We start from the raw sequence: 11368 nt of genomic DNA, 5'->3' as shown, positions 1-11368 counted from the left end.
AACATTTAAAACCAATATATTTGACAACTTTTTATCCACCTGCCAAATGTATAGACAAGCTAATACAACAGCATTTTATACATATAACAACCATCATAACGGGCGAGGGTGACATGGCTTATTCCGGAAAAGTGAATATCCAGCAGGCGATAGATGACAGTGCTTTTTCGCGCTTCCACTGGGTCATTATTGTCCTGGGTTTTCTGGTTTTAGCCATTGACGGCTTCGATACGGCGGCGATGGGCTATATTGCCCCCACGCTTTCAGCCGACTGGGGCATCAAGAAACAAGATCTTGGACCGGTGTTAAGCGCCGCGCTATTGGGCCTCTCATTTGGCGCCCTGCTGGCCGGACCGATTTCCGATCGTATGGGTCGTAAGCGCGTCCTGGTCTTTTCCTGTCTGTTCTTTGGCCTCGCCAGTCTGGGAACCGCCTATGCCCAGACGCTGAATATGCTCACGTTTTGGCGCTTTCTCACCGGGCTTGGGCTTGGCGCGGCAATGCCCAATGCCATCACCCTGGTGTCAGAATTCGCCCCGAAACGCTGTCGTTCAATGGCGATTAACACCATGTACTGTGGCTTTCCATTAGGGGCTGCGGGCGGCGGCGTGATCTCCTCCTGGCTGATCCCCAACTACGGCTGGCACAGTGTTCTGCTTGCTGGTGCGATCGCCCCGCTGGTCCTCACCGCACTGTTGGTGCTGTTCCTGCCGGAGTCGGTTAAGTATCTGGTTCACCGCGGTAAAGGGGTTGCACAGATCAAACGCATTGCTCAACGCTTTATGTCGGGAAGTCTGGAACAGGTTACCCAGTTTTATCTGGATGAAGACCGTATCACGGTCAAAAAAAGCAGCGTGGCACAGTTATTTAGTATGCCCTGGCTGCCGGGTACGCTGATGCTCTGGATGACCTACTTTATGGGGCTGGTTATCTATTACGTGCTGCTGAGCTGGATGCCAACGCTGATGCTGGGAATGGGCTATCCGCTGGCCGAATCCGCCTGGCTGACATCGCTGTTTACCTTTGGCGGTACGGCGGGGATCCTGCTGGCCGGTTGGTTAATGGACCGCTGGGAAGCCCATAAAGTGGTGTCACTTGGCTTTATTCTGACGATGCTGTTTGCCCTCGCTCTCGGGTTTGAACATAACCACATCATCTTGTTCGGCGCACTGATCTTCCTGATGGGGATTACCATGAACGGCGCGCAGTCCGGGCTGCAGACGCTGGCCGCCACGTTTTATCCAACCCACTGCCGTGCGACGGGCATTGCCTGGATGCAGGGCGTGGGCCGCTTCGGCGGCGTAGCCGGTACGATGATGAGCGCCCAACTGCTTTCCCTGCAATGGCAGGCAGACAGTATCTTAATGTTCCTCAGCCTTCCGGCCCTGGTCGCTGCTGCCGCGACAATTTACAAGCTGCAACGCTATAAACCGCACACGCTGACCGTCGCATAGTACCCGCTCTTTCTGCTATTCTGCCCCCCGTTATCAAGGGGGCAGTATGCTTAACATCGTTTTATTCGAACCAGAAATCCCGCCAAATACCGGCAATATTATCCGTCTTTGCGCCAACACCGGCTTTCGTCTGCATATTATAGAGCCAATGGGCTTTACCTGGGACGACAAGCGCCTGCGTCGCGCGGGGCTGGATTACCATGAATTTACCGCCGTGCTGCGCCACCCTGATTACGCCGCCTTCGTCGCCGCAGAACATCCGCAGCGCCTGTTTGCTCTGACCACCAAAGGTACGCCAGCGCATAGCGCGGTATGCTATCAGGACGGGGATTATCTGATGTTTGGTCCGGAAACACGCGGTCTGCCAGCCAGCATCCTTGACGCGCTGCCGGCCGAACAAAAAATTCGTATTCCAATGATGCCAGACAGTCGCAGCATGAACCTGTCAAATGCGGTGTCGGTGGTGGTGTATGAGGCCTGGCGCCAGCTAGGGTATCCGGGCGCGGTACTGCGTAGCTGATGATTGTTGGATGGCGGCTAGCGCCTGATCCGACCTACATTAATTTGATGGAATTCATTTCGAGCGTTATCGGCGCAGACAGATTGAACACGGACTGCGCGCAGTCACCGGAGCGTACACGCAGTCCGTGAGGATGACGAGCACAGCCCAGGTTTAATCTGCCAGGTAAGATAGCTCGAAATCAGATACCATCTCCATACTCAAAAGTATGATGTATCCCGTTGAAATGCTGATCCATATCCATGGACGGCTTATCGCTGTCAGGCTTACCGACGATGCGTGCCGGAACGCCTGCTGCAGTGGTATGCGGGGGTACCGGCTGTAAAACGACGGAACCTGCGCCAATCTTCGCGCCGCGCCCGACTTCAATGTTACCGAGAATTTTTGCTCCCGCGCCAATCATCACGCCTTCACGAATTTTCGGATGGCGGTCACCGCCGGCTTTACCGGTCCCGCCCAGCGTGACGGATTGCAAAATAGAGACGTCGTTTTCAATCACGGCAGTTTCACCGACCACAATACCTGTGGCGTGATCGAGCATAATCCCACGGCCAATTTTTGCCGCCGGGTGAATGTCTACCTGGAAGCTAACGGACACCTGATTTTGCAGGAAGATCGCCAGCGCCTGACGTCCCTGATGCCACAGCCAGTGACCGATACGGTAGGCCTGAAGCGCATGAAAGCCCTTCAGATACAGAAGTGGGGTGGAATATTTATCGACAGCCGGATCACGCGTGCGTACCGCCTGAATATCACAGGCCGCTGAGGCAATCATTTCAGGATCGGCCGCGTAGGCCTCTTCCACGACTTCGCGAATGGCAATGGCGGGCATGATCGGGGAAGCGAGTTTATTCGCCAGCATATAGCTCAGCGCACTACCGAGGTTTTCATGCTTGAGCAGCGTTGCGTGATAAAAACTGGCCAGCATTGGCTCACATTCCGCCAGTGCCCGGGCTTCCGCTTTAATGTTTTTCCAGACGATATCCAGTTCTTCACACGGCATTGCGTACTCCAGAAGGTAGCAAAACGACCGACCCGTTCTTCGCGGGTCGGGTCGTTATATTCAACAGTTCCTTACAGCTAGTGGCGACTCAGCTCGTCCCTGCGTGCACGGCCTAATAACGTCAATGCTGCCTCGCGCGCGTTTTTTCCGCAATACAATACTTGATAAATTTCCTCGGTTATTGGCATCTCAACACCAAAACGGTGCGCCAATTCACGAACTTCTTTCGTATTGCGGTAGCCTTCAACCACCTGACCAATCTTGTCCTGCGCCCCCTGCACGTCCATCCCCTGGCCGAGCATCATGCCAAAACGACGGTTACGCGACTGGTTGTCGGTACAGGTCAGCACCAGATCGCCTAAACCCGCCATCCCCATAAAGGTGGCAGGATCGGCACCCAACGCCGCGCCAAGGCGAGACATTTCGGTCAGTCCACGGGTGATCAATGCGGTTCGCGCATTCGCGCCGAAACCGATGCCGTCAGACATCCCCGCGCCAATCGCAATGACGTTTTTCACCGCGCCGCCAAGCTGCACGCCAATGAAATCCGGATTGCTGTAAACGCGGAAGCTCTTGCCACAGTGCAGCAACTGCTGGAGATCGTCAGCAAAGGTGTCGTCCGTCGAGGCCAGAGAAATCGCCGTCGGCATGCCCGCCGCCAGCTCTTTGGCGAACGTCGGACCGGAGATAACCGCCAGTGGAATAGAATTCCCCAGCGCTTCACGCGCGACGTCCTGCAGCAGGCGTCCCGTTTCCGCTTCCAGACCCTTTGTCGCCCAGACCAGACGAGCGTCAGGACGCATCAGCGGTTTGATGTTGCGCAGCACTTCGCCAAAGACGTGGCTCGGCACCACCACCAGAATATTACGACTGGCGGCCAGCGCAGTGGCTAAATCACTTTCCAGGCGCAGCGTTTCGGGAAAAGGCACATCAGGGAGGAACGCGACGTTGCAGCGATCGTGCTCGAGGGTCGCGATATGTTTCGGATCATGGCCCCACAGGACAACCTGATGGCCATTTCTTGCCAGGGTGATGGCAAGAGCGGTGCCGTACGAGCCGGCACCAATCACAGTCATTGAAGCATTACTTTGGTTCATCAGGCATCCTGATGTTCTTCAGTACCTTCGCCAGCCTGCTGCTGTAAATAGTTCATGAACAGCGCATCAAAGTTGACCGGCGCAAGGTTCAGTTGCGGGAATGTACCGCGTGAAACCAGGCTGGTGATGCATTCGCGGGCATACGGGAACAGAATGTTCGGGCAGTATGCACCAAGGCAATGCGCCATCTGAGTCCCTTCAATACCACTGATGGAGAAAATACCGCCCTGCTGAACTTCACACAGGAACGCAGTTTCTTCACCCAGAGAAGCCGTTACGGTGACACGCAGCACTACTTCATACACATCATCTGCCAGTTGGGTAGATGCGGTATCAAGATCCAGTTTAACCTCTGGCTGCCAATCTTTCTGGAAAACATGTGGTGCATTTGGCGCTTCGAAAGACACATCCTTGGTATAAATACGTTGGATCTGGAAAGCCATTTCAGTGTTATTTTGTTCTGACATGTTGAGAAAACCCTTTAGTGTTGTCCTTTAAATACTTCGGTACGCCTTAACGCAGCAGTGGATCCAGTCCACCACGTGCATCCAACGCATACAAGTCGTCACAACCACCAATGTGCTGTGCATCAATAAAAATCTGCGGAACCGTTGTACGGCCACTGCGCTTGATCATCTCTTCACGCTTCACGGCATCGCCGTCAATCGGAAGTTCCTGGAAACTCACACCCTTGCTGTTCAACAGCGCCTTTGCGCGATGGCAAAACGGGCAGGTCGCTTTGGTATAGATCTCAATATTGGCCATGACTTATCTCCAGTGTTCTTTTACCCTGAGGCATGAAAGAAGACGAGTAAATTACTTGCCGCGAACCAGTGGCAGATTCTCGCCACTCCAGCCCGCTACGCCGTCTTTCAGTACAGATACCTGCTCAAAACCGGCTTTAATCAGCGCAGTTGCTGAATCCTGGCACTGCATACCAGAGCCATCAACCACAATAACAGGTTTGTTTTTGTGTTTTTCCAGCTCGCCAAAATTGTTGGCTTTGATTTCGCTCGGCAGCAGGTTAGTGGAGCCCGCGATATGGCCTTTGCGGAAGTCGTCGCGCTGACGTAAATCCACAATCACCGCATCTTCTTTGTTGATAAGACGAGTGGCTTCTCCGCGCGTAATTACCTTCACTTTCGAAGTCAGGCTCTTAAACGTGGTAAATAATACAGCCGCCAGTAACGCAATCCAGGCGATACTCAATACAGGGTGGCGACTAACAAATTGCATAATTTCTTGCATGGGGGGTAACAACTCCCGACTTAGTGATTAAAAAACCAGGAAAGGAGTATACCTGCGCGTTGGCGCAAATACAGCCAGAGCGTGCATTGGATTGCATTTTTGCGGGGCGCTACGGAAAAAAAAACGTAAATCCGCGCCCTCTGCGACACGCTCTGGTCGATTATTTGATCTTCTGGGGCTATTTTATCGATTCAGCTGTAGTAAAATTACGCAATTATTTTTGTCTATTGAGTGTGAGGTTGTCGCAATGTCGGTTTCTAAAAAACCTATGGTACTGGTGATTCTGGATGGCTATGGCTATCGTGAAGACAGCCAGGATAACGCCATCTTTAATGCCAAAACCCCGGTAATGGATGCTCTGTGGGCAAAACGTCCGCATACCCTGATTGATGCCTCTGGCCTGGAAGTCGGCCTGCCCGATCGCCAGATGGGCAACTCCGAAGTGGGTCACGTCAACCTGGGCGCGGGCCGCATCGTGTATCAGGACCTGACCCGTCTGGATGTTGAAATTAAAGAACGGACTTTCTTCGCTAACCCAGTGCTGACCGATGCGGTCGACCAGGCAAAAAATAGCGGCAAAGCGGTTCACATCATGGGCCTGCTCTCTGCTGGCGGCGTTCACAGCCACGAAGATCACATCATGGCGATGGTCGAAATGGCAGCTGAACGCGGTGCTGAGAAAATCTATCTGCACGCTTTCCTTGATGGCCGTGATACCCCGCCGCGCAGCGCTGAACATTCGCTGCAGAAATTCGAAGAGAAATTTGCCGCGCTGGGCAAAGGCCGCGTAGCGTCCATCATCGGTCGTTACTACGCCATGGACCGCGACAACCGTTGGGATCGCGTTGAACAGGCTTATGACCTGATGACGCTGGCAAAAGGCGAGTTCCAGTTCGCTACGGCTGTTGAAGGCCTGCAGGCTGCTTATGCCCGCGACGAAAACGACGAATTCGTGAAAGCGACCGTGATCCGTGCTGAAGGCCAGGCTGAAGCCGCCATGGAAGACGGCGATACGCTGATTTTCATGAACTTCCGTGCTGACCGTGCGCGTGAAATCACCCGTGCGTTTGTTAACGCTGACTTCGACGGCTTCGCCCGTAAGAAAGTCGTTAACCTCAACTTTGTGATGCTGACCGAATACGCAGCCGACATCAAAACGGCTGTTGCTTACCCACCAGCGTCTCTGGCCAACACCCTTGGCGAGTGGATGGCGAAGAATGACAAAACGCAGCTGCGTATTTCCGAAACGGAAAAATATGCCCACGTGACCTTCTTCTTTAACGGCGGCGTAGAAGAGCCGTTCAAAGGCGAAGATCGCATCCTGATCAATTCGCCGAAAGTCGCGACCTACGATCTACAGCCGGAAATGAGCTCTGCTGAGCTGACCGAGAAGCTGGTTGCTGCGATTCAGAGCGGAAAATACGACACCATCATTTGTAACTACCCGAACGGCGACATGGTTGGTCACACCGGGGTGATGGAAGCAGCGGTTAAAGCGGTTGAAGCGCTGGATCACTGCGTTGAGCAGGTGACTAAAGCGGTTGAATCCGTTGGCGGCCAACTGCTGATCACCGCGGACCACGGTAACGCAGAGCAAATGCGCGATCCGTCCACCGGTCAGGCGCATACAGCACACACCAACCTGCCCGTTCCGCTGATTTATGTCGGTGGTAAAAACGTCAAAGCAGTTGAAGGCGGCAAACTTTCTGATATCGCCCCGACGATGCTGACGCTGATGGGTATGGAAATCCCGCAAGAGATGACTGGTAAGCCGCTGTTCATCGTGGAATAATCCCTCCCCATGAGGGGAAAGGCGATTAATACCATCACTTGGGCCGTGAAACTGCAAAAGCTTTCAGTCAGGCCCTTGTTCTACGCCAGCGCGCTTAGCGCTGGCGTATTGCTGTGCGCCTTTTCCGCCCACGCGGACGAGCGCGATCAGCTCAAATCTATTCAGGCTGATATCGCGGCAAAAGAACGCGCGGTACGCCAACAACAACAACAACGCTCCACTCTCCTCGCTCAACTTAAAGCTCAGGAACAGGCCATCGCCGTTGCCGCCAGGCAACTACGCGAAACGCAAAACTCGCTGGCGCAGCTGAATGCGCAAATCACTGAAATGAATGCCGCCCTCGCGAAGCTGGAAAAACAGCGGGCTGCGCAAGAGCGTAGCCTGGCAGCCCAACTTGACGCAGCGTTTCGCCAGGGCGAACACACCGGTATTCAGCTCATTCTGAGCGGGGAAGAGAGCCAGCGCGGGCAACGCCTGCAGGCCTATTTCGGCTATCTGAACCAGGCGCGACAGGAAACCATCGCGCAGTTGAAACAAACCCGCGAAGAAGTCGACTCGCAAAAAGCCGAGCTGGAAGATAAGCAGAGCGAACAGCAGACGTTGCTGTACGAACAGCGCGCTCAGCAGGCTAAGCTGGAGCAGGCGCGTAATGAACGCAAGAAGACGCTCTCGGGTCTGGAGTCATCGATTCAGCAGGGTCAGCAGCAACTGGGCGAAATGCGCGCCAACGAATCACGCCTGCGCAACAGCATTGCTCGTGCCGAAGCCGCAGCCAAAGCACGCGCGGAACGTGAAGCTCGCGAGGCGCAGGCCGTACGTGACAAACAGAAGGATGCGTCACGGAAAGGCTCAACCTACAAGCCAACCGAAAGCGAAAAATCACTGATGTCCCGTACCGGCGGTTTAGGTTCCCCACGCGGCCAGGCATTCTGGCCCGTTCGTGGCCCAACGCTACATCGTTATGGCGAACAGTTGCAAGGTGAGCTACGTTGGAAGGGGATGGTTATTGGCGCATCCGAAGGCACCGAAGTTAAAGCCATTGCCGATGGCCGCGTCATTCTGGCGGACTGGTTGCAGGGCTACGGTCTGGTGGTCGTCGTTGAGCACGGTAAAGGCGATATGAGCCTGTACGGTTATAACCAGAGCGCGCTGGTCAGCGTCGGTACGCAGGTTCGCGCCGGGCAGCCTATTGCACTTGTGGGTAGCAGCGGCGGACAGGGCAGGCCGGCACTCTATTTCGAAATTCGTCGCCAGGGTCAGGCGGTCAATCCACAGCCGTGGTTGGGAAGATAAGTTTTGCCTCAATTTCGTCGTCTATTATTCTCTCTCGCCAGCGTGCTGGCCTTCGCAACACCTGTTTTTGCTGGCAAACTTGCCATCGTTATTGATGATTTCGGCTATCGTCCACACACCGAAAATCAGGTTCTGGCGATGCCTTCCACCCTCTCCGTTGCCGTTCTGCCTAATGCCCCACACGCGCGTGAAATGGCGATTAAAGCGCATAACAGCGGGCATGAAGTTTTAATCCATCTGCCGATGGCGCCGCTGAGCAAACAGCCGTTAGAGAAAGATACTTTGCGCCCGGAAATGAGCAGCGAAGAGATTGAGCGGATTATTCGCGACGCGGTAAGCAAAGTACCGAATGCGGTCGGGCTGAACAACCATATGGGCAGCGCGATGACCTCCAGCCTGTTCGGCATGCAGAAGGTGATGCAGGCGCTGGAACGCTACGATCTCTACTTCCTGGACAGTATGACCATCGGCAACAGTCAGGCAATGCGCGCAGCATCAGGAACCGGCGTGAAGGTTATCAAACGCAAAGTCTTCCTGGATGACACGCAAAACGAAGCCGATATTCGCCGTCAGTTTAATCGTGCCGTTGAGCTTGCGCGCCGCAACGGTTCAGCAATTGCCATTGGGCATCCTCACCCTTCGACAGTTCGCGTCCTGCAGCAGATGCTTTATAACCTGCCTGCGGACATTACGCTGGTTCGCCCAAGCAGCCTGCTCAATGAACCACAGGTAGATACCTCCAGACCAAACCTTACACCGCCGAAGAATGGTAAACCTGATGCGCCACGTAATCCTTTCCGCGGGGTGAGATTATGCAAACCGAAGCAGCCGTTAGAGCCGGTTTACGCCAGCCGCTTCTTCAGCGTGCTCGGTGAAAGCATCACCCAAAGCACGCTGGTGCAGTACATGCGCCTGCAATGGCAGGGCTGGGGGAATACATCCTCACCCAGCCCTATGAACGCTAACGTAAATTAAGCGTTTTACGGGCAATACGAGAGGGCGAGGATGTTTTATCGCGCCATTTCCAGAGACGGAATGACCATAGCAGCGCCTGGTACAAAACTTTGACGCTGCGTACGTTAGTAATCATGCGTTTATACATACCAGAGACAAAAATCTCTGCAATCATGCGTTGACGAATATGGACATCCGGCTCTTTGCGTACTGCGTGGCAAACGCGTAATGCTTCATAGGTTATTTGCTGATGAAATTCCGGATAAATAGTAATCCGACCCGCATATTCACGATTCAACTTATCCAATAACCGTGTAATTTTAATATAGTGGCGTTGGTAATTGAGATTTTTTAAGCCTTGTCTTTTAAGACGGCTAACTGATTGATCGTGTAAGAAGTATTTATACAATGATTGCTCGGTATATCGCACACGTTTGGCGTTAAACATAAACTCCGTCGTCCATACAATATCCTGATGATGCAACCCTGGAATAAACGCTATCTTGTTTTTCTCGATAACATCTCTGCGATAAACCCCCATCCAGACCACATGCGTCCAACGGCGTGAAGCCAATGCCATACGTAACCAGTCGGGGCCGGTCAATACACCCGTAGACCGCAGACGGTCCGTCGGTATTGATTGCCAGGTGTCCCCCGTTTCGAAAATGCACCAATCAGAATTGCACTGTGCCAGATCGAGGTCATCCTGAAGCGCCATGGTCATCAGGGTTTCATACATATTGGGATAAACCAGGTCATCGGCATCGACAAATGCAACATAATCCCCTTTGGCCACTGCCAGCCCACGATTACGCGCGACAGATGCCCCGGCGTTAGTCTGATGTAACAACCGGACATGGGAATAGTTATCAGCATAATATCTTGCAATATCAACAGAGTTATCCGTTGAACCGTCATCCACAATAATGATCTCTATCGCAGCCCATGTCTGTGCGATCAAAGATTCCATGCAATCCCGAAAACTATCACCCGCGTTATACAACGGAATAATAACACTCAACATATTTGTGCGGTTTCTCATCAGGTAACCCAAGTTTGTCAGTACACTGATGACTTTTACTACAGTTTCATTAAGGAATTATTAAGGTTAGAACGTTTAATTTTCAGAAGCGGCGCAGCGAAAGCATCCAGTATGGGAAAATGCCATGCGGCGCCTGAGTTCAGCGGCCTGTGATAGCTCAGATCGTCTACATATTGAGGGACACAACCTGTATACTATACCCCTGTAAATTAACGCGCGATGTACACTGATATTGAGGAAAGTGATGGCCATCAGTAAGACACATGAAAAAGGTTATACGGTCTATTGCAAAGAGACCAAAATAGACCTTAAGTCACTGATGAATAAGTATATAAACAAAGAAATCAGTGGCAAACCATTGAGCAGTGGTAACGCCATGCGCAGTGTAGAACTGGTCGAGTACAACTCACAAAAATTTATCATCAAAAACGACCGTGAAGTTGATCCTCGATTTGAGAAAAAAATGCAGAATTTTATCTCCGGCCCCTTTTATTCCAGGCTCATCAAGAAGCTGGACACACTCTCCCCGGAAATGCGCGCCTGTACAGCCGATCTCTACTATGCCGCTGAAAAAGTACGCCTTCGTCAGTGTCATGATGTTTATATTATTCATGAATATGTTGAAGGCACTCCTTTAAAAGAAATTAACCATAAGAATGCCGATGAAGTGAAGCAGTGCGTTCTGCGCCTTCACAAAGCCGGGTTGGCGTCTAATGATATCCACCCTGGAAATTTCATTCGTACGCCAGGCGGTGAATTAAGAATAATTGACTTATCCTGTAAGGGAAATATGAAGATTTGCCAGGCTAATGATATTTTAGCTTTGCAGCGAAAATATCATATTAACATCAAAGGAAAAGGATTAATCTATAAGCTCATCTGGCTCAAAGAAGCGATAAGATCTTTATCCAGAAAGCTTCGTGGCAAATAGTATTTATTATTTATACGGCCAGAATAAAGAATCT

At 52.4% G+C, this 11368-nt stretch carries 12 protein-coding genes; 6 read left to right on the top strand and 6 right to left on the bottom strand.

From position 1 onward, the window contains the following. The first annotated feature begins 113 nt into the window (after positions 1–113). Positions 114–1454 carry an MFS transporter gene (locus GFC06_RS05200; protein WP_016157743.1) on the top strand — a complete coding sequence of 447 codons (1341 nt, stop codon included), beginning with the start codon at positions 114–116 and terminating at the stop codon, positions 1452–1454. A gap of 46 nt (positions 1455–1500) precedes the next feature. Next, entirely contained in the window at positions 1501–1974 is a 474-nt protein-coding gene (trmL, locus tag GFC06_RS05195; protein ID WP_016157744.1) for a tRNA (uridine(34)/cytosine(34)/5-carboxymethylaminomethyluridine(34)-2'-O)-methyltransferase TrmL, read from the top strand. A gap of 181 nt (positions 1975–2155) precedes the next feature. Here the strand turns inward: trmL and cysE are convergent, their stop codons facing one another. From cysE to GFC06_RS05170, 5 genes are all read right to left on the bottom strand, one after another. Then, complete coding sequence (cysE, locus tag GFC06_RS05190) at positions 2156–2977, bottom strand: serine O-acetyltransferase (protein ID WP_016154965.1); 822 nt, start codon at positions 2975–2977, stop codon at positions 2156–2158. A gap of 77 nt (positions 2978–3054) precedes the next feature. Then, on the bottom strand, positions 3055–4074 hold the full coding sequence (gene gpsA / locus GFC06_RS05185) for an NAD(P)H-dependent glycerol-3-phosphate dehydrogenase (protein WP_016154966.1): 1020 nt from the start codon (positions 4072–4074) through the stop codon (positions 3055–3057). After that, positions 4074–4541 carry a protein-export chaperone SecB gene (gene secB / locus GFC06_RS05180; protein ID WP_003024155.1) on the bottom strand — a complete coding sequence of 156 codons (468 nt, stop codon included), beginning with the start codon at positions 4539–4541 and terminating at the stop codon, positions 4074–4076. Before secB ends, gpsA begins: the two co-directional genes overlap by 1 nt. 46 nt (positions 4542–4587) lie before the next feature. After that, positions 4588–4839: a glutaredoxin 3 gene (gene grxC / locus GFC06_RS05175; RefSeq protein WP_003024152.1), complete on the bottom strand. Its 252-nt coding sequence runs from the start codon at positions 4837–4839 to the stop codon at positions 4588–4590. Positions 4840–4890: 51 nt separating this feature from the next. After that, positions 4891–5322 (bottom strand): rhodanese-like domain-containing protein, encoded by a 432-nt coding sequence (locus GFC06_RS05170; RefSeq protein ID WP_005120473.1) that lies wholly within the window; start codon positions 5320–5322, stop codon positions 4891–4893. A 247-nt stretch (positions 5323–5569) separates the two neighbouring features. Between GFC06_RS05170 and gpmM the strand changes: the two genes are divergently transcribed. Genes gpmM through GFC06_RS05155 form a run of 3 tightly spaced genes read left to right on the top strand, consistent with a single transcriptional unit; the run spans position 5570 to position 9382 of the window. Then, on the top strand, positions 5570–7114 hold the full coding sequence (gpmM, locus tag GFC06_RS05165; RefSeq protein ID WP_016154967.1) for a 2,3-bisphosphoglycerate-independent phosphoglycerate mutase: 1545 nt from the start codon (positions 5570–5572) through the stop codon (positions 7112–7114). Between the two features lie 33 nt (positions 7115–7147). Beyond that, positions 7148–8407 carry a murein hydrolase activator EnvC gene (envC, locus tag GFC06_RS05160; protein WP_230330234.1) on the top strand — a complete coding sequence of 420 codons (1260 nt, stop codon included), beginning with the start codon at positions 7148–7150 and terminating at the stop codon, positions 8405–8407. Positions 8408–8410: 3 nt separating this feature from the next. Beyond that, positions 8411–9382, top strand: a complete 972-nt coding sequence (locus tag GFC06_RS05155; RefSeq protein ID WP_153689905.1) for a divergent polysaccharide deacetylase family protein — start codon at positions 8411–8413, stop codon at positions 9380–9382. Here GFC06_RS05155 and GFC06_RS05150 read toward each other — a convergent pair. Beyond that, positions 9369–10403, bottom strand: a complete 1035-nt coding sequence (locus GFC06_RS05150) for a glycosyltransferase (protein WP_153689904.1) — start codon at positions 10401–10403, stop codon at positions 9369–9371. The two genes, GFC06_RS05155 and GFC06_RS05150, sit on opposite strands and share 14 nt — an antisense overlap. A 244-nt stretch (positions 10404–10647) precedes the next feature. On the opposite strand from GFC06_RS05150, the gene rfaY reads away from it, so the two are divergent. Next, on the top strand, positions 10648–11334 hold the full coding sequence (gene rfaY, locus GFC06_RS05145; protein WP_137352462.1) for a lipopolysaccharide core heptose(II) kinase RfaY: 687 nt from the start codon (positions 10648–10650) through the stop codon (positions 11332–11334). Positions 11335–11368: the final 34 nt, after the last annotated feature.

The organism is Citrobacter braakii (assembly GCF_009648935.1).
GTDB lineage: Bacteria > Pseudomonadota > Gammaproteobacteria > Enterobacterales > Enterobacteriaceae > Citrobacter > Citrobacter braakii.
Note: the sequence above shows the minus strand (reverse complement) of the source record. Positions and strands in the feature narration are given on the sequence as shown.

What these genes read in the sequence shown, in the direction of transcription:
- GFC06_RS05200 (WP_016157743.1), top strand. Translation starts at nt 114, where the DNA reads ATGGCTTATTCCGGAAAAGTGAATATCCAGCAGGCGATAGATGACAGT.
- trmL (WP_016157744.1), top strand. Translation starts at nt 1,501, where the DNA reads ATGCTTAACATCGTTTTATTCGAACCAGAAATCCCGCCAAATACCGGC.
- cysE (WP_016154965.1), bottom strand. Translation starts at nt 2,977, where the DNA reads ATGCCGTGTGAAGAACTGGATATCGTCTGGAAAAACATTAAAGCGGAA.
- gpsA (WP_016154966.1), bottom strand. Translation starts at nt 4,074, where the DNA reads ATGAACCAAAGTAATGCTTCAATGACTGTGATTGGTGCCGGCTCGTAC.
- secB (WP_003024155.1), bottom strand. Translation starts at nt 4,541, where the DNA reads ATGTCAGAACAAAATAACACTGAAATGGCTTTCCAGATCCAACGTATT.
- grxC (WP_003024152.1), bottom strand. Translation starts at nt 4,839, where the DNA reads ATGGCCAATATTGAGATCTATACCAAAGCGACCTGCCCGTTTTGCCAT.
- GFC06_RS05170 (WP_005120473.1), bottom strand. Translation starts at nt 5,322, where the DNA reads ATGCAAGAAATTATGCAATTTGTTAGTCGCCACCCTGTATTGAGTATC.
- gpmM (WP_016154967.1), top strand. Translation starts at nt 5,570, where the DNA reads ATGTCGGTTTCTAAAAAACCTATGGTACTGGTGATTCTGGATGGCTAT.
- GFC06_RS05150 (WP_153689904.1), bottom strand. Translation starts at nt 10,403, where the DNA reads ATGAGAAACCGCACAAATATGTTGAGTGTTATTATTCCGTTGTATAAC.
- rfaY (WP_137352462.1), top strand. Translation starts at nt 10,648, where the DNA reads ATGGCCATCAGTAAGACACATGAAAAAGGTTATACGGTCTATTGCAAA.